Origin of the sequence: Bacteroides sp. ET225 (assembly GCF_024733745.1) — a bacterium.
Taxonomy (GTDB): Bacteria; Bacteroidota; Bacteroidia; order Bacteroidales; family Bacteroidaceae; genus Phocaeicola; species Phocaeicola excrementipullorum.
The window spans coordinates 11,937-30,772 of record NZ_JANRHN010000008.1 but is presented as its reverse complement, the minus strand read 5'-3'; the positions used below and the strand labels follow the sequence as shown (position 1 = coordinate 30,772).

Here is an 18,836-nt window from a genome sequence, read left to right as displayed (position 1 = left end):
AATCTGTTTTTTGATGAAAGTATTGGTTATCAACGGAAGTCCTCGGAAAAAGGGAAATGTGGCCCGGATGCTGGCTGCCGTCAGGGAAGAGGCGGAAGAAAGGGGGTTCGACGTGACCTGCCTTTCTGTGTCTGATCTGAATGTGGCTCCATGTACGGGGTGTATGGTGTGCCGCAGCCGTCTGAGCTGTGTCTTGCCTGAGGATGACGCGCAGCGGGTGCTTGGGCTGATAGAGGCTTGCGATGTCCTTGTGGTTGGCGCTCCCTGTTATTGGGGAAATATGCCCGGGCAGTTGAAAGTGCTGTTCGACCGGATTGTCTATGGCATGATGGGAGAGAGCGCAAGCGGCATTCCGAAGCCGCTGCACAAAGGCAAGAAAGCGATTCTTGTGGCTGCCTGCACGACTCCCTTTCCGTTCAACATTCTGTTCGGCCAATCCCAGGGAGTGGTCAGGGCCTTGAAAGAGATTCTGAAGTGGAGCGGATTCAAGGTGGTGGCTGCAGTGCAGCAGGGCGGGACGAAGAAGCGTCCGGTCACCGAAAGGAAACTCCGTTCCTGCCGCAGAGCTTTAAGAAAAATATAGGGTGTTTCAGACTTATATGGAGTATGGAAGAGTCCGGATGCCGTATCTGCTGTGGCAGGGAAAGATTTCATACTGGCATATGGCCGCAGGCAAGGCACTTCGCCAATCCGGACAAGGAAAAATCTGTATCTCCAGCTTGAAGATATGCATCTCCAGTCTGGAGATGAACTTTTCTGCCTCAGCCGTTGTCTGGACTAGCCTTTTTTCGTCTTTTTGTATTCGCTGGGTGACATTCCCATTATTTTGCTGAACAAACGCGAGAAATAATAAGTGTCTTCTATTCCCACTTTATAGCATATCTGATTGATTTTCATGTCTGTCGAGTCGAGCATGAAACAAGCCTGCTGTACTTTGAGCAGGTTGAAGTAGGCAAGCGGAGCGTGTCCGGTCTGTTTTTTGAATAGCGCCGAGAAATGGGAAGGGGAGTATCCGGTCTGAGCGGCCATGTCATGAAGGGTGACATGTTTTTCTATGTTTTCCTGCATGAAATGGATGGCCTCTTTTATGGCATCACCCTCATTGCCCGGTTCGCTGCTTGCGTTCCGGTATTGCTGTATGTAGCGCAGGGATCCGAGGTAATAATGGAACAGTGAAGAAACATAGCGGAGATTTTCGTTGCTGTATCCGGACTTTAATGTGTTGAAGATCTCTTCGAAAATGTTCAGGCGGTTGTTGATCCGCGAGTGTTTTTCCGGCAGAATATCCAAAGGCTTCGTCGCTCCTTCCGCATAGTATGGAGCAAGCGGCCCCTTGAAATGGATCCAGTAGATTGTCCATGGGTCATTGTCGTCCGCCGCATAGAGATGCGGGATGCCGGCAGGCAGGATAAAGTACTGGTTTGCCGATACCTGAAACTCACGGCTTCCTATCCGGTAGCGTCCGGCTCCGTCCAGGCAATAGATCAGTACGTACTGGTCGATGGGCGTTTTCCTTTCCCTGAAATGATGGCGTGCCTTCGGGTAATAGCCTATGTCTGTGATGTGCAGCATAGATACCAGCGGATCGTTTCCCATCATCTTCAATACCAGTTGAGGCACAACGAGCGCCCTTTCTCCGTTAAATCCGTCTTTTTGTCTTATCATGGTCGAGGCTTGGTGTATATAGACACAAAAATACCAAAAAAACGTAAGAAAGTCCATCCTCAAAATAAAATATTCCATTTCCCGGGATCTTGATTAACGCTACCTTTGCAATATCTGAATAACATAATTGAAATCTGACTGAATATGGAAAACTACAACAAAGGTTTTGTTTATTTCATCTGCATTGTTTCTGCGATGGGAGGTCTTCTCTTCGGCTACGACTGGGTGGTAATCGGAGGAGCGAAAATTTTTTACGAGCAATATTTCGGCATTGTCGGAAATCCTTCGATGCAGGAACTGGCGATGAGCATAGCGCTTGCCGGCTGTCTGATCGGGGCTTTGACGGCCGGTTTGCTCGCCGACAAGCTGGGGCGCAAGCTGCTCTTGCTGGTTTCGGCCTTCATGTTTATGGTTACGGCTTACGGTACAGGGGCCTTCAATTCGTTTGCTTTGTTTCTGGCTGTCCGTTTTTTCGGCGGCATCGCCATTGGCATTGCGTCAGGACTTTCGCCGATGTATATAGCGGAGGTGGCGCCGGCTTCGATACGCGGGCGGCTTGTTTCGCTCAACCAGTTGACGATTGTGGTGGGCATACTTGCGGCGCAGGTTGTCAACTGGCTTCTGGTCAGCGACAGTGACGTGTGGAACAGGGAGATGGCCTGGCGGTGGATGTTCTGGGCAGCCGCCTTTCCGGCCTTTGTGTTCCTGTTTATGGCACTGTTCATCCCTGAAAGTCCCCGGTGGCTGGCGATGAGCGGAAAAAAAGACATGGCTTTGTTCACTCTGTCTAAGATCGGAGGCAGGGAATATGCGCAGCGTGAACTCCGTACGTTTGAAGAAGCGGAGATGCAGAAGAAGAGTCAGGGCGGTCTGAAGCAGCTTTTCAGCAAATCCTGCCGCTTGATGCTGGTGCTTGGAATCATTGTTGCCATGTTTCAGCAGTGGTGCGGTACGAATGTAATCTTCAATTATGCACAGGAAATTTTCCAGTCGGCAGGTTATGATGTCGACAATACGTTCATCAACATTGTCGTCACGGGTATAGCCAACCTGGTGTTTACATTTGTTGCAATCTATACGGTCGACCGCCTCGGGAGGCGTGTGCTGATGCTTGTCGGGGCAGGAGGGCTTGCCGGAATTTACGCCATTCTGGGCACCTGCTATTATATGGAGGTAAACGGGGTGATGATGGTGGTGCTGGTCGTGCTTGCCATAGCATGCTATGCCATGTCGCTCGGTCCGGTTACCTGGGTCCTGCTGTCTGAGATATTTCCCAACAGAATACGTGCCGTCGCCATGTCTGTGGCTACGTTTGCCTTGTGGATGGCGAGCTGCATACTGACTTACACTTTCCCGTTTCTGAACACGTTTCTCGGGACAAGCGGCACTTTCTGGATTTATTCATGCATCTGTATCGCAGGCTTCGTCTTCTTTTTCTTCAGGCTGCCGGAAACAAAAGGCAAGTCGCTGGAGGAACTGGGAAAAGTGTTGTCAGAATGAGTTGCCCGTTTTCTCGTCCGTCAAGGTACCTGCCGGACGAGAATGGCCGGCGAATCAAATAACTTAAATGAATCATAGTCATAAATCTTTATTTGCAAAATGGTAAAAGCATGGAAAGAGCAGGTTGTAATCCCGACATATGAAGTGGGGAAGCCTGAAAAGAATCCGATATTTCTGGAAAAGAGAGTGTATCAGGGAAGCAGCGGTGTGGTTTATCCTTATCCGGTGATAGAGTCTATCTCGGACGAGAAGAAGGACAAGGCATACAATGCGGTTTTCATAGAGAACGAGTATATAAAGGTCATGATTCTTCCGGAACTGGGAGGACGCGTGCAGATGGCATACGACAAAATCAAGAACCGCCATTTCATCTACTACAACCATGTCATCAAACCCGCTCTCGTAGGACTGGCCGGCCCGTGGATTTCTGGCGGTATCGAGTTCAACTGGCCGCAGCACCACCGTCCGAGCACCTTTATGCCGGTCGACTGCACCATTGAAGAGAATGCTGACGGAAGTGTGACCGTGTGGGTAAGCGAAATGGAACGGATGTTCCACCAGAAGGGTATGGCAGGCTTCACTTTGCGTCCGGGGCACGCTTACCTGGAAATAAAGGGCGTGCTCTACAACCGTACCGATGTGCCGCAGACATTTCTCTGGTGGGCAAACCCTGCCGTAGCAGTCAACGATCATTACCAGAGCGTGTTTCCGCCCGACATCAATGCCGTGTTTGACCATGGAAAACGTGCCGTAAGCAGTTTTCCGATCGCTACAGGAACATACTATAAGATGGACTATTCGGCAGGGGTGGATATCTCGAACTACAAGAACATCAAGGTCCCGACTTCTTACATGGCTGTAAACTCGCGGTTTGATTTTGAAGGAGGCTATGAGAACGATACACATGCAGGAATGCTCCATGTGGCAAACCACCATGTTTCTCCGGGAAAGAAGCAGTGGACTTGGGGAAACGGCGACTTCGGACGGGCATGGGACCGTAACCTGACTGATGAGGACGGCCCTTACATTGAACTGATGGCTGGTGTATATACTGAAAACCAGCCCGACTTTACGTGGCTTCAGCCGTATGAAGAAAAGAGTTTCACGCAGTATTTTCTTCCTTACCGTGAGCTGGGCATTGTGAAGAACGCTACCAAGGACTTGCTGATGAACATCGATCCCGAAGGCAACGGCAAGGTGCATTTCAGGATTTTCGCCACTTCCAGACAGGAGGTGCGCGTGACGTTGAAAAGAGAAGACGGAAAAGTGTACTACGACCGGGAGGTGACCGTTACGCCTGAACAGCTGCTTGACGAAACGGCAGATACGGAAGGGGAAAGCTTCGGCCGTCTTTGCCTGAGCGTCACCTCAAAGGGGCGTGAGGTGCTGTATTGGCACGCTGAACCGGACGAGGTGAAACCTGTTCCTGATGCTGCCGAGGCCGCCTTGCTTCCCGAAGACATTAAAACGACCGAACAGCTCTACCTGACCGGACTGCACTTGGAACAATACCGCCACGCCACCTACAATCCGGTGGATTACTACGAAGAGGCCTTGCGGCGCGACCCGATGGATGTACGCAACAACAATGCCCTCGGCTTGTGGTATATCCGCAAAGGACGTTTCGACAAAGCGGAACAATACCTCCGCACGGCTGTGAAGGTGCTGCAGAAGCGCAATCCGAATCCGTATGACGGAGAGCCGATTTACAATCTCGGACTGGCATTGAAGTATCAGGGACGCATCGGAGAAGCTTATAGCCGGTTCTATAAGTCGACATGGAACGGAGCCTGGCAGGATGCGGGATATTTTGCCTGCGCACAGATTTCAGTCATGCAAGGACGATGGGAAGACGCGCTATACGAAACGGACCGCTCACTGATACGCAACTGGCACAACCACAAGGCGCGTGCCTTGAAAACGACCGTTTTGCGCCGCACGGGACGCAAGGAAGAAGCCTTGCGCCTCATCGGCGAATCGCTTGCCATCGACAAATTCAATTTCGGATGCCGTTTTGAGAAATACTTGCTGACGGGTGCGGAAGAAGATTTGAATGTGTTGAAAGAGCTGATGCGCCGTGACGCCAACAACTACGATGAGATAGCGCTTGACTATTGCGGAGCCGGATGTTGGGAAGAAGCCGCTTGCTTGTGGCGCATCGCTGTCGGCGAACAGGCTGTAACGCCGATGACTTATTATTACTTGGGCTGGTGTCTGAAGCAGGGCGGGCTGGACGGATCGGAACAGGCCTTTGCCGATGCTGCCGCCTGCTGTCCGGACTATTGTTTCCCGAACCGTCTGGAGGCTGTCCTTGCCCTGCAATGCGCCATCGGAGAAAATCCCGGCGATGCGAAGGCGCCTTATTATTTAGGCAACCTGTATTACGACAAGCGGCAATACGATCTGGCAATCAGCGGCTGGGAGGCATCCGCCAGACTGGACGGAAATTTCCCCACCGTATGGCGCAACCTGGCGCTGGCTTACTTCAACAAGAAAGATGACAAACGGCTTGCCGTGGAATGTATGGAGCGTGCTTTCGCCCTTGACACAACCGATGCCCGTATTCTCATGGAGCTTGACCAGCTCTATAAACGGATGCAGCGTCCGCACGCCGAGCGTTTGGCGTTCCTGCAGCAATATCCGCAACTGATAGCCGGCCGGGATGACTTGTTGCTGGAAGAGATCACCCTGCTGAATCAGACCGGCGATTACACTCAAGCCAAAGAGCTGCTGGACGGACATATCTTCCACCCATGGGAAGGAGGCGAAGGCAAGGTGCCGGCACAATATCAGTTTGCCCGCGTAGAACTGGCAAAGAATGCGCTGGCCGCACACAAATGGCAGGATGCCGTATCACTGCTGGATGAATGTCTGGTATATCCGCATCATCTGGGTGAAGGAAAACTTTATGGTGCTCAGGAAAATGATTTCTATTATTTCCTCGGATGTGCATACGAAGGGATGGGGGATGCTGGAAAAGCGAAGGAGTGTTGGGAAAAGGCGACGGCCGGACCGACTGAACCTGCCGCTGCACTCTATTACAACGATGCGAAGCCGGACAAGATCTTTTATCAGGGACTTGCTCTGCTGAAGCTTGGACGGAAGGACGAGGCAAACGGACGCTTCTACAAACTGACCAACTATGGCGAAAAACATTTGTTTGATAAGGTGAAGATGGATTATTTTGCCGTATCGTTGCCCGACCTGCTGATATGGGAAGACAGCCTGGACCTGCGCAATGAAATCCATTGCAAGTACATGCTTGCCTTAGGCTATTACGGGCTGGGAAAGAAAGAAAAATCACTCCGTTTTTTAAGTGAGGTAGAAAGATTGGATAACAACCATCAGGGCATTCAGGCATTACGCAGCCTGATAAACCTGATGTCTTTATGAATGGAGAGGGTGTTCCCGTATGAGGAACGGAAATTTATGTTGAATCGTATAAACAGACAACAGATGGAAAAAGTTAAGTATTATTTGGGAATCATACTGTTTGTTCTGGGTGCATCTGTTCAGGCTCAGACCATTGATTTGAGCGGCGAATGGAAAATAGCACTGGACAGTACGGACAGAGGAGAGCGGGAAGAATGGTATAAGAAAGAGTTCGCTCAGACTGTCAGCCTTCCCGGGACGACAGATGATGCGGGGTTGGGAACTCCCAATTCGCTGGCGCCGGCATTAGAGAAGCCTCAGCTTCTCCGCCTTACACGCAAGCACGCTTATATTGGCGCCGCATGGTATGCACGTGAGGTAGAGATACCGGAGTCTATGGCAGGCAAGCCTTTGGTGTTTTCTTTTGAGCGTGTCATGTGGCGGAGCGAGTTGTGGGTAGACGGAGTGAAAAGGCCGCAGGTGGAGGAGAGCCTGACCACTCCTCACTGTTTTGAGATGCCGGAGGGACTGTCTGCGGGGAAGCATTCGCTTGTCCTGCGGATCGACAACCGCAAGCTGTATGACATATCGGAAAACAATCTGGCGCATGCGTATACAAATGATACGCAGATTATGTGGAACGGCGTGCTGGGAAAGATGATCTTGAAGGTGCTTCCCGAAGTATATGTAAAGCAGGTGGATGTTTATCCGGATGTGGAGCGGAAGCAGATACGGGTTGTGGCCGGACTGGAAAACACGAGCGGAAAGCAGAAAAGGGCAAAACTCGTTTTCAGAATCAAGGATAACGTGTCGGGTACGGAAAAGAGAATGCCGGAAATGAACGTACTCGTTCCGGATGGACGGAAACAGATTGAAGCGGAATATGCGATGGGGGAGGATGTTGCATTGTGGGATGAATTCTCTCCCGTTGTATACACGTTGATTGCCGGCGTTCGGACGCATGGGCAGAAAGCGGTGCAGGAAAATGAAGTGTCTTTCGGAATGAGGGAAGTGAGTGCGGACGGAAATCATCTTACGGTGAATGGCAACCGTGTCTTTCTCCGGGGGACGCTTGAATGCTGTGTCTTTCCGCTGACAGGCACACCTCCTGTGACGGAAGAAGGATGGATGAAAGAGTTCGCTGCGGCTAAAGACTGGGGACTGAATCATTTGCGCTTCCACTCATGGTGTCCTCCGGAGGCTGCGTTCAGGGCGGCGGACAAGATGGGGCTTTATCTTCAGGTGGAACTGCCGAACTGGTCGTTGTCGGTTGGAAAGGATAAGGAAACAGTCCGTTTCCTGTACAGCGAGTTCGACCGTATCGTCCGGTCATACGGCAACCATCCTTCGTTCTGTCTGCTGACGGCTGGAAATGAGCTTCAGCCGGACTTTGATCTGCTCAATGAGATGGTTGCGTATATGAAGGCAAAGGACAGCCGTCACCTGTATGCGACAACGTCGTTTACTTTCGAGAAAGGGCATGGTGCCCGTCCGGAACCGCAGGATCAGTTCTTTATCACCCAGTGGACTGAAAGAGGCTGGGTGAGAGGGCAGGGGGGCTTTGATCAGGATTTCCCTTGTTCCGACAAAGATTATCGTCAGGCAGCAAAAGACATCCGCGTTCCGCTGATTTCTCATGAGATAGGACAGTATGCGGTTTATCCTGACATGAAAGAAATCGCCAGATATACGGGCGTGTTGGATCCTTTGAACTTCAAGGCCGTGAAGAAAGATCTGGAGAAGAAGGGACTGTTTGAAAAAGCCGGACAGTATCTGGAGGCTTCGGGAAAACTGGCGGTGAAACTGTATAAGGAAGAGATTGAACGCGCGATGAAGACCCCTCAGTTCAGCGGATTCCAGTTGCTCGGACTGAGCGATTTCTCCGGGCAGGGCACGGCTCTTGTCGGTCTGCTGAACTCGTTCTGGGAGTCAAAAGGCCTGACCGACTCGCGTACTTTCCGGCAGTTCTGCGCACCTCTCGTCCTTTTGTCCCGTTTTGAAAAGGCGGTTTATTCAGGCAGCGAGTCTTTTTCTGCTTGGGTCGAAATTGCCAATTACTCAAATGCAGGAGTCCGGAAGTCGGTAAGCTGGAGTCTGAAGGACAAGAACGGAGTGGCTTTGTTTGAAGGAAAGTTGCCTGCTGTGACCGCCTCAAAAGGGACTGTCACTTCCGCCGGTTCTGTCTGTGTTGCCCTGAACAAGGTGAGCGAAGCCTCCAGGCTGACTTTTGAAGTGGAGATGGAGGGAACTGAATGGAAGAACTCTTGGAACATTTGGGTATATCCGGAACTTGATTCCCTGGATTCTGGCGAAGTGGTTGTCACTCAAGATGTGGACAAAGCCTTGGCATCGTTGGAAGAGGGGTGCAAGGTTTTGTTTTCTCCTTCATACAAATGCGTAAAGGGACTGGAAGGAAAGTTTGTTCCGGTATTCTGGAGTCCGGTACATTTTCCGAAACAGGCCGGCACGATGGGGCTGCTTTGCGATCCGTCACATCCTGCTCTGCGTTTCTTCCCTACCGACATGCACACCGACTGGCAGTGGTGGAGGCTGGTGAAGAACTCGCGTGTCGTTGTTCTGGATTCATTGCGGTCTGTCACTCCAATCATAGAATCGGTGGACAATTTCACCAACAACCGGCGTCTGGCGTCTGTCTTTGAGGCGCGGTGCGGCAAAGGGAGTCTGATGGTAAGCACCATGGACCTTTTGTCGGATGGCATTGCAGACAAGCCGGAAGTGAAGCAGCTTCTGTACAGTTTGCTGCGTTACATGAATTCGTCTGAGTTTCATCCTGCCGGCAAGCCGGTTACGGCAGAGGAACTCCGCTCCTTGTTGCTGCCTCAGGGGAAGGAGGAAGTCCAACAGACGGATGCCACTTCCATTTATAATTGAACGTTTGCTGTTATTTCGGCGGAGAATGCAGGAGCCTGCCGTCGTTTAAATTTTGTTCAGGCTCCAGACATGTCGGGACCTGTGTTGAATGCTGTTGCATGTCCGCTTCCGGTGGAGGTGGCTATGCACAGCATTTTTGCGTGTAAAAAGAGTCGTTTGACAGATTCATCGTGTGTTTTCAAACTCCTGTCCAGGCCGTAAATCCTTGTGTGAAGAAACATAAACGTAATATCTTCGCAATATCTATGTTTTTAACACACTTATATTTTTGCGGCGTTTTCGATAGCTATCTTATGAGTTTGGAAACGTTTTTTTGCATTTTTGCCAATCCGTTAACGGACAAAATCAGAAGAAGGACAACCTGTTTCCATAACACTAATTTTTATAGCCCTTTCTTTGGTTGTCCGAAAGGGAAAACGCAAAAAATACACTCGTTAAATGGAAAAACATGCTTACGGTTTCCGCTATCTGGCAGGATTGTTATGCGCGGCAGGTTTTCTGCAAGTTTCCCCGTTGGGGGCTTCCAATCCTGCCACTGAAACAGGATATATGCAACAGCAAACCCGTAACTTGGTTACCGGAAAAGTAGTTGATGCAGCAGGAATGCCCATCATTGGTGTCAATGTAATAGAAAAAGGAAACGGCAGCAACGGTACGATCACCAATATCGATGGCGAATTTTCTGTCCGTGTAACCCCGGGAGCCACATTGGTCATTTCTTATATCGGTTATAAAACCCAAGAGGTAAAGGTGGAGTCAAGCCAGCCCTTGCACATTACACTGCAAGAAGACAGCGAACTGTTGGGCGAAGTGGTGGTTACGGCACTGGGTATCAAACGGGAAGAAAAAGCTTTGGGCTATTCTGTGCAGAAAGTATCGGGAGATGCGCTCAACACTGTGAAATCAGTGAATGTGGCTACCAGCCTTACCGGTAGGATTGCCGGACTGAATGTGCAGAACAGTACCGAATTTAACGAGGCTCCCACGCTGACCCTTCGAGGAGAAACCCCTCTGCTTGTGGTGGATGGAGTGCCTTACCAGAACTTGACATTAAGCGATATCGCTTCAGACGACATCGAGTCGGTAGACGTATTGAAAGGAGCGACAGCCTCAGCCCTTTACGGCTCGCGCGGAGGCAGCGGAGCCATCATGGTCACTACCAAAAAGGGCGGAGGCGAAGGATTGCAGATACAGATCAACAGCAGTACCATGTTTAATGCCGGATACCTGCGCCTGCCTGAAGTGCAGACTTCGTACAGTACCGGACAGGCTGGCAAATACCTTGCGGGAAGCTACGTATGGGGCGACAAGATGGACATCGGGCGGGAAGCCTTGCAGTATAATCCTTATACTTATGAGTGGGAAATGCGTCCGCTGGTGTCGGTGGGCAAAGACAACCTGAAGAACTTCCAGGAATTGAGCTTCGTTACCAACAACAACGTCAGCGTGACTCAAAAAGGCAAATTGGGAAGTTTCCGCACTTCGCTTACGCACGTGTACAACAAAGGACAATGGCCCAATGAAAAGCTCAACAAAATCACTTACAACGTTTCCGGTACCATGAATGTCGGGAAATTCAGCGCCGATGCCGGACTTTCCTACAACAAGCGTTTCTATCCGAACATGGGAGGAACAGGTTACGGAGGAAGCGGCTATCTGTATAACCTGCTCATCTGGAGTGGCGCCGACTTCGACATACGCGATTATAAGGATTATTGGATAAAAGGCCAAGAGGGACAGCAGTCCAACTGGATGGACCGCAGCTGGTATGAGAACCCTTACCTCATAGCCAATGAAGTAACCACGTCCAATGACTACAACCTTGTAAACGGATACATCAACGCTTCTTATCAGCTTGCTCCCTGGCTGAAAGCAACCCTGCGCTCGGGCGTTGACTTTTACAGCAGCAAGACGGAATGGAAGACGCCCATAGGTTCCACGGCGGGATGGGGCTCGAAGAAAGGTTATTACGGCATCCGGAACAACACCGGTTTCAGTACCAACAACGACTTGTTGCTGATGGCAGAGAAACAATGGGGAGATTTTTCGGTAGACGGATTCATCGGAGGCTCTATCTATTACTACAATACCAGCAGCCTGACGGGAGAAACACAGAACGGAATCATTTTGCCCGGCTACTATTCGCTGGCGGCTTCCGTCGAACCTTCTACTTCCAGCAAGAGTGTCACAGGCAAGCAGGTAAACTCTGTCTACGGAAAAGCAGCCGCTTCGTGGCGCAGCACCGTCTTTCTGGAGGTGACCGGACGTAACGACTGGTCGTCTACCTTGCCCGAAGAAACACGTTCTTATTTCTATCCTTCTGTGGCAGGAAGCGTGGTGCTTTCCGAATTCGTTCCCCTGCCTTCCTGGACCAACTTCTGGAAAGTGCGCGGTTCGTGGACAAAGACCAAAGACGACACAGGCGTATACGACATCAACCGCGTATATTCCGTAAGCACTAATGTCTGGGATAATATGACAGCCGCCTATAACCCGCGTACCATCCGCAGCGCCACGCTTAAGCCTTCGGAATCGCGCACTTATGAAATTGGTATGGCACTCAGCTTCCTGGGAAACCGGCTCCGGGTGGATTATGCTTATTACAACAAAGAAAACTATAACAACATCCGCAGCGTTTCACTCAGTCCCACCACAGGTTATACAAGTGCTCTTGTAAACTATGGCGAAACGCAAGTGCGAAAAGGACATGAAATCACCGTTTCGGGAGATATCATCAAGCGTGAAGATCTGATGTGGACAGCTACTTTCAACTGGGCGCGCGACCGCTACTATTACGGAGATGTCGACCCCGTATATTCTACCCAGAAGCCGTGGGTAGCCAAGGGAGAACGATGGGACTGGATCTCGGCATACGACTACCAGCGCGACTCGGAAGGGAATATCATCCACAACAGCGAAGGACTGCCGCTTATCAATCCTTATGAAAGCATACAGGGATATACCTCGCCCGACTGGATCTGGGGCCTTTCCACTACCTTGAGATGGAAGAACTTCACTTTCGACATAGCTGTAGACGGCCGTGTGGGAGGTTTGGCGCACGCGCAGACCGAACAGGCATTATGGAACTCTGGCGCACATATCGACAGTGACAACCAGTACCGTTATGAAGAAGTGGTGAACGGCAACATTACATTTGTGGGCGATGGCGTGAAGCTGGTTTCGGGAAGTGCCGAATGGGATTCTTACGGAAATGTGTTATATGATGACCGCGTATTCGCACCGAATGATATCCCCGTGTCTTACGAATCATACATGACTACTATGAATCCCTACATCGGTACCGTACGCACGCAAAACTTGCTTGACCAGACATTCATCAAACTGCGTAACGTGGCGATCAGCTATACCCTGCCCGCAAGCCTTTGCCAGAAGATGAAGCTGAAAGGCCTTACTGTGGGTGTCATCGGCCAGAACCTGCTGATGTGGACCAAGGAATTCCGTTTCTCTGACCCTGACAAAGGCTCGGACGATATCAACACGCCTTCTACCCGTCTGGTAGGCTTCAACATTAAACTTGACATTTAAATACAGAATAATCTATCCGTATGAAACATATCAAAACCATAGCTGCAGGCATTGTTTGCACCCTGCTGGCAGGATGTTCCAATTTTGAAGACATCAATACCAATCCGGACACTCCCACCAACGTAAACTCCTCCTTGTTGGCGACAGGCGCTATTCATGGGATACTGGCACCGTCGAGTTCGGGAAAGACATTCGTTACCCATATGTTCATCACCAAATACCTGGGATGGGGCGAGGGAGCCGTAGACGGCCAGTACAATGATTTCGGGCGCGCCAGTTTCAGCGACTATGCCTACCTGCAAGACTACAAGAACATGGCAGAGCTGGCTCCGGAGAGCAACAAGTCGGCCTACGAAGGACTGGCGGCCTTGTTGAAAGCCTATGTGCTTTTCAACCACACGCTGGAAGTGGGAGATATCCCTTACAGCCAGATTCTGCAAGGAGAAGAAGGTTTGCTTACACCCGTTTATGACACGCAGAAAGATGTATGCTTGGGTGTCCTTGAGGATTTGCAGGAAGCATACAGCAAACTCTCGGCCGCACAGGATTTCAGCGGTGACATTGTTTTCGGCGGCAGTGCCAGACAATGGGCGAAGGTGGCGACTGCCTTGCAGCTGCGCGTGCTTATCAACCTCTCTAAAAGAGAAGACGATGCCGACCTGAATGTAGCCCAACGTTTCCGGGAGGCTTACCAGAACGGACTGCTCATGGAAAGCAACGAAGATAACCTGCAACTTGCTTTCTCTGACAAAGCCGGGCAATACTATCCATACAACTCGTCTACCAACCGTCACTGGGCTTATGCCATGCTGTCTGACTTCCTGGTAAAACTGCTGAAAGACAATCAGGACTACCGCCTCTTCTATTACGGACGGCCGGCACAGACCCAGCTTGACGCGGGCGTAGCCGCCGCTTCGTGGGACGCTTTTGTGGGTGTAGACCCTACTGCTCCTATCTCGGAAGTAAAAGACCACTATGCGGCAGGCGACTGCAGCGGGCTTAATCCCCGGTACGTGGATTATATTTCCGGCGAACCTTACATTCAGTTGGGCTATGCCGAACAGTGCTTCATCCTGGCGGAAGCTGCGCTGCGCGGCTGGATTTCGGCCGATGCCAGCCAGCTGTATAAGCAAGGCATACGCGCCAGCATGGAATTTATCTATGACCATACGCCCGACAGCGAAACTTATCACTACGGCCATCCGCTGACTGACACTTACATCGACAGTTTTCTTGAACAGTCTTCCGTGCAGCTCTCCGGCAGTTTCGATGAGCAGTTGCGCAAAATCATGGAGCAGAAGTACATTGCCGCTTTCATGCAGCTGCCTTATCAGCCTTATTACGACTATCGCCGCACCGGTTATCCCGTGCTGCCTGTCAATCCGGAAACCAGCCAGAACTTCAACGCGCCGGACAAATTGCCCATGCGCTGGCAGTATCCCGACGTAGAGATTTCTTATAATACCGAAAATGTGGAAACAGCCATCCAGCGCCAATACGGTTCGGACGAAGTCAATGGAGTGATGTGGATATTACAGTGAAAAGGGTAACTTTGCATACATGATGAAACAACTGCTTCTATTTTTGTTTTGCCTGCTGCCGGCAGGGCTTCGGGCAAATACGGATACCGGCAAGCAACTGAAAGTGTTGCAGCTTAATGTCTGGCAAGACGCTACGCAAGTAGACGGTGCTTTCGAGGCAATCGCAGACGAAGTCGCGGCCCATCGTCCCGATATAGTCACGCTGTGTGAAGTGAGGGATTATCATGGCATACACTTTACTGACAGCCTGTGCCGCAGCCTGCGCGGAAAAGGTTTACTGTATTATACATGTCCCAGTAAAGACGGAGGCATCCTCAGCCGTTATCCCATTGTGGAAAGCGGAGCGTTGGATTCGGTCAGCATCAACCGTGCCGTCATCGATGTGGAAGGACGGCAGATGGCCGTTTATGCCGTTCATCTGGACTACACGCATTATGCCTGCTACTTGCCTCGCGGCTATGACGGAGTGACATGGAAAGAATGTCCTCTTCCTGCGGCGGTGGAAGAGGTGCTGGCGCAGAATGATGCTTCACAGCGTCCGCGTCAGATCAGGATAATGATGCGCCATGCCGAGAAAGACATTGAAAAGGGAATGCCTGTCGTTGTTGGGGGGGATTTCAATGAGCCTTCATGGATGGACTGGCAGGCGGATACAAAGGACCTGTACGACCATCACGGGTTCATTGTGCCGTGGACTACCACACGGCTGCTGCACGAAGCCGGCTACCACGACACTTACCGCACGGTCTATCCCAGCGCGGTGACACACCCCGGCTTTACTTGGGTGGCTTCTAATGAAGATGCGGAGATCGGCAAGCTGGCCTGGGCACCCAAAGCGGATGAACGGGACCGCATCGACTTTATTTTCTACAAGGGCACCGGTGTCCGGCCTGTGAAAGCCGCCGTTCTTGGTCCGAAAGCTTCCGTCATTCGCGGAAAGCGGGCTGATGAAACCTCTCAGGATCCCATCATCGAACCGCAAGGCACGTGGCCCAGCGACCACAAGGGCGTGCTGGTAACTCTGGAGTGGCAATAAAAACCTCTTTGCCGTCGGCCGGACAGCAAAGCGGAGGTTGCTGCGGAAAATCTGTATCTTTAGCCTGGAGATATAAATCTCCAGCTTGAAGATGCATATCTCCAGACTGAAGATATATAGCTTCAGACTGAAGACAAACTTTGATGCGTGAAGCTTCGGATTTCCGGACCCGCGCGGGAAGGAAAGAAAAAGGGAAGAAAGAGAATAAAAAAAGGAAAGCGACTGCTGGGGAACTGCAGTCGCTTTCGTCTTTAGGAACAAACGCTTTTGTCCCTACAGTTGATACTTTCACAAGCACCAGACTGTATAAATACTATGAAAAACACTAGTATAACCGCGGACCGGCGGTAAAAGTTTTTGCATATCCGTAAAAACTTCTGTTTATTAACATTCTTTTGCTATTTGGCTACTTTTTGCATAACTTTTTGAAGTCGCAATACTGACAATTGTCCTCCACTTCCGTTTGGGTGAATGCGATGTCAGCGCAGAAAATAGCTTCGAGCAGGCTTTGCAGACGTTCTCTGAACTCGCCTTCGTAAATGCTGAAATCCGAAACCTCCACTTGTGGCTTGCCTAGCTTTATCACAGGCGAGTAGGAGGCCGAGGCTGCGCGGTGGATATAAAGCAGGGCTGGAGCCACGGTTCTGCCGCTGTTTTCGTCGCGCATCTTTCTGTTCATGATCGCCGCATACAGAAATGTCTGGAATGCGTAATGGGGACGTTTTCTGGCCGGCAGGAAGAGCGACTCCACGCTTTCCGGAGCTTCCGGTTCGCCTCCCGTCTTGTAGTCAACGATCCGGAGCATGTTGTCCTTGCAGTCTGTCCGGTCGATTGTGCCTCCTATGCACGACCTGATTTCTCCTTGCGGCGTTCTGACTGTGATGTATTCTCTGACCTTTACTTCCGAGTCGAGGAAGGTGAAAGGCGTATATTCCTTGTCCAGCCGGAGCAGTTGCCTTATGTAGCGGTAGATAACCTCCGAGTTGATCAGTTGCGTTCCGTTGTATTCGGGAAGCTGCGGAGCCTGTGCAGATGGGTCGCCCTCAGGCTTGAAGAACAGTTCCTTGAATCCGTTGTCTACATACCGGCGCAGCCGGACAGTGTCTTTCAGCAGCTTTTCAATCATTTCCCTGCTCACTGTCTGCTGTCTTCCGCTCATGTCTTTGTAGATATGTTCGGCGGCATGATGGAAGATGCTTCCGAATTTGGCCGGATCGATGTCTGCGCTCACATCATCGGGAGCTGCCAGACGGGCTACGTACTTATAATAAAACTTGAGAGGGCAGTCGAGGTAGGTGTTGAGCGCTGTCGGTGACATGAGTGCATGTTTGTTGCGTCTTGTGTCGAAGACATCTGCCATTCTTTCCATGATTTCCGGGGTCTTCTCTATGACGAGGAGACGCGATGCATCCGGTATCTGTTCTGCCGCCAGCAGCTTCCTGCCGACCTTGTGCCTCCATTCTATCAGCAGCTGTCTCATGAAGCGCGACATCTCTCCGCGGTTGATTCCGTCGGTAGCGGTGTTGTACATCAGCGTGACCTTATCCGCCCGTTGGATCATGCGGTAGAAATAATAGGCATATACGGCAATCTTGTGGTCGACGGTTGTCAGGCCGAACGCTTTGCGCAGGTTGTAGGGGATAAACGAGGACTCCCCTCCGCTTTGGGGAAGCTGCCCTTCGTTGACCGACAGCAGTATCAGGTGGCGGAAATCCAGGTTTCGGGTTTCGAGAACTCCCATAACCTGCATTCCGATGGCCGGTTCTCCGTGAAAGGGTATGGATGCCGCCGACATGACACGGACCAGCAGGCGTCTGAACGTTTCGGTCTTGACGTCAAGTTCCTTGTCTTCAACGAGCGAGCGGAAGCGGTTGGTCATGGTGTATGCCTTGAACAGCGCTTCCTGATAGAGCTGGTCGTATGCGTCGCCTGTCTTTTCCCCCTTGTGGAGCGTTGCGATCTGTTTCAGCAGCGAAGACAGTCTTTCGCACAGTGACAGGTTGCCGGCGCATGGCGAGAACGCCTCTTCAAGCACACCGTCCTTCGACAGTTCCGAGGGCAGGGGATAGAAGCGGTTGCCTTTTACCAGTTCGCTTTCCACATTGGCGGTATGGGGTGAGATCTTCTGCATGTAAGGGTGTTTCAGCAGAGATACGACCGGCGCGAAGAGGAAATGCCCCGCTTTGGCATCATACCCTTCGGTGTGCAGTTCGACAAACGCTTTCACGAAACTGTATGCCGGAGTCTGCGAGAGCGGAAATCCCATGGTAATGTTGATGTGCCTTATGTTTTCGGGGAGCGAATGGAGGACAGGCTGCAGCAGCGATTCGTTGCACAACACCACGGCTGTTTCTTTTTCCGGTTCCGTAAGGTTCTCCCTGATCCATTGCGGCAGGTAGCGCGCCTGTCCGTTTTCCGTAGGCGACTCGATGAATTCGATCTGCTTGTCACGGTTCAGCCAGTCGAAGCAGGAAGGCGGAAGTTCCGAGGGAAAATCTCTCAGGTTCCGGCTGATGAACTCGCCGGCTTCGTGCGGCTTCTTGAGGTAGAACACATCGTAGTCCCAATAGAACATGGCCTTGCCTGCATCGTGCAGTTTGCTGAACAGGCGGTGTTCCACCTTGTTCAGTACGTTGAATCCGACGAATACATATCTTTCATACGGCAGCTCTTCCACACTGAGCGAGTCTGCCACTTCGCGGTAGAGCATCCCCTCGTAGGCGATTCCCTGCGTTTTCAGACGCTCCTTGTATTGCCGGTAGATTTTGCCCAGCGAGTTCCACATCAGGGTAAACCGGCTCTTCAGAGCGGTATCGTTCTTGATGGAGAAGTTGTGGAAGAACTGGCTGATTGCCTCTTTCTGTTCATCCTCCATGAAGTCGAAGCCCTCGGACATGTCGTTGAGGTCTTTCAGGTTGCTGAAAAGCGCATCGGTATCTGCCATATTCTTGTCGGCGTCGTCGAAGTCGCTTATCATCATTTCGCCCCAGAAATAGAAGTTGTCAAGCGGCTCGTCGCTGCCCGTGACCTCAATGTACGTTCTGTAGAGGTCGCACACCAGCTTCACCGGATCGCCGATGAGAAGGCCCGACGACTGTCTGAACAGTTCGCTGATGCTCAAGTAGGCAGGCGACCAGAGTGGCCGCTCCGATTCTTTGGCGAGGTATTCGTTGAAAAACAGTCCGGCGCGTTTGTTCGGGAAGATTACTGCCGTGCGGCTCAATTCGCCTCCGGTCTTTTCAAACAGGTCGTGCGCCACTGATTTTAGAAATGTTTCCATAATG

9 protein-coding genes are annotated in these 18,836 nt (G+C 51.3%); 7 read left to right on the top strand and 2 right to left on the bottom strand.

Annotated features, from left to right (window positions below):
* The first annotated feature begins 13 nt into the window (after nucleotides 1-13).
* Nucleotides 14-583 carry a flavodoxin family protein gene (locus NW212_RS05480; RefSeq protein ID WP_258337642.1) on the top strand — a complete coding sequence of 190 codons (570 nt, stop codon included), beginning with the start codon at nucleotides 14-16 and terminating at the stop codon, nucleotides 581-583.
* A 194-nt stretch (nucleotides 584-777) separates the two neighbouring features.
* On the opposite strand, the gene NW212_RS05475 is transcribed toward NW212_RS05480, so the two are convergent.
* Nucleotides 778-1,665: an AraC family transcriptional regulator gene (locus NW212_RS05475; protein ID WP_258337641.1), complete on the bottom strand. Its 888-nt coding sequence runs from the start codon at nucleotides 1,663-1,665 to the stop codon at nucleotides 778-780.
* Nucleotides 1,666-1,809: 144 nt separating this feature from the next.
* Here NW212_RS05475 and NW212_RS05470 point away from each other — a divergent pair, with 144 nt between their 5' ends.
* The 6 genes from NW212_RS05470 (at nucleotide 1,810) to NW212_RS05445 (ending at nucleotide 15,552) form a co-directional block, all read left to right on the top strand.
* Nucleotides 1,810-3,165 carry a sugar porter family MFS transporter gene (locus NW212_RS05470; RefSeq protein ID WP_258337640.1) on the top strand — a complete coding sequence of 452 codons (1,356 nt, stop codon included), beginning with the start codon at nucleotides 1,810-1,812 and terminating at the stop codon, nucleotides 3,163-3,165.
* A gap of 99 nt (nucleotides 3,166-3,264) precedes the next feature.
* Nucleotides 3,265-6,558 carry a DUF5107 domain-containing protein gene (locus tag NW212_RS05465; RefSeq protein ID WP_258337639.1) on the top strand — a complete coding sequence of 1,098 codons (3,294 nt, stop codon included), beginning with the start codon at nucleotides 3,265-3,267 and terminating at the stop codon, nucleotides 6,556-6,558.
* Between the two features lie 63 nt (nucleotides 6,559-6,621).
* Entirely contained in the window at nucleotides 6,622-9,429 is a 2,808-nt protein-coding gene (locus NW212_RS05460; RefSeq protein ID WP_258337638.1) for a sugar-binding domain-containing protein, read from the top strand.
* Nucleotides 9,430-9,867: 438 nt separating this feature from the next.
* Nucleotides 9,868-12,975, top strand: a complete 3,108-nt coding sequence (locus NW212_RS05455) for a SusC/RagA family TonB-linked outer membrane protein (RefSeq protein WP_258337637.1) — start codon at nucleotides 9,868-9,870, stop codon at nucleotides 12,973-12,975.
* Between the two features lie 20 nt (nucleotides 12,976-12,995).
* Complete coding sequence (locus tag NW212_RS05450; RefSeq protein ID WP_258337636.1) at nucleotides 12,996-14,516, top strand: SusD/RagB family nutrient-binding outer membrane lipoprotein; 1,521 nt, start codon at nucleotides 12,996-12,998, stop codon at nucleotides 14,514-14,516.
* Between the two features lie 19 nt (nucleotides 14,517-14,535).
* A complete protein-coding gene (locus NW212_RS05445) occupies nucleotides 14,536-15,552 on the top strand; it encodes an endonuclease/exonuclease/phosphatase family protein (protein ID WP_258337635.1) in 1,017 nt (338 codons plus the stop codon).
* Between the two features lie 406 nt (nucleotides 15,553-15,958).
* Here the strand turns inward: NW212_RS05445 and NW212_RS05440 are convergent, their stop codons facing one another.
* Nucleotides 15,959-18,832, bottom strand: coding sequence for a PD-(D/E)XK nuclease family protein (locus tag NW212_RS05440; RefSeq protein WP_258337634.1), 2,874 nt, complete (start codon nucleotides 18,830-18,832; stop codon nucleotides 15,959-15,961).
* Nucleotides 18,833-18,836 lie beyond the last annotated feature (4 nt).

What these genes read in the sequence shown, in the direction of transcription:
- NW212_RS05480 (WP_258337642.1), top strand. Translation starts at nt 14, where the DNA reads ATGAAAGTATTGGTTATCAACGGAAGTCCTCGGAAAAAGGGAAATGTG.
- NW212_RS05475 (WP_258337641.1), bottom strand. Translation starts at nt 1,665, where the DNA reads ATGATAAGACAAAAAGACGGATTTAACGGAGAAAGGGCGCTCGTTGTG.
- NW212_RS05470 (WP_258337640.1), top strand. Translation starts at nt 1,810, where the DNA reads ATGGAAAACTACAACAAAGGTTTTGTTTATTTCATCTGCATTGTTTCT.
- NW212_RS05465 (WP_258337639.1), top strand. Translation starts at nt 3,265, where the DNA reads ATGGTAAAAGCATGGAAAGAGCAGGTTGTAATCCCGACATATGAAGTG.
- NW212_RS05460 (WP_258337638.1), top strand. Translation starts at nt 6,622, where the DNA reads ATGGAAAAAGTTAAGTATTATTTGGGAATCATACTGTTTGTTCTGGGT.
- NW212_RS05455 (WP_258337637.1), top strand. Translation starts at nt 9,868, where the DNA reads ATGGAAAAACATGCTTACGGTTTCCGCTATCTGGCAGGATTGTTATGC.
- NW212_RS05450 (WP_258337636.1), top strand. Translation starts at nt 12,996, where the DNA reads ATGAAACATATCAAAACCATAGCTGCAGGCATTGTTTGCACCCTGCTG.
- NW212_RS05445 (WP_258337635.1), top strand. Translation starts at nt 14,536, where the DNA reads ATGATGAAACAACTGCTTCTATTTTTGTTTTGCCTGCTGCCGGCAGGG.
- NW212_RS05440 (WP_258337634.1), bottom strand. Translation starts at nt 18,832, where the DNA reads ATGGAAACATTTCTAAAATCAGTGGCGCACGACCTGTTTGAAAAGACC.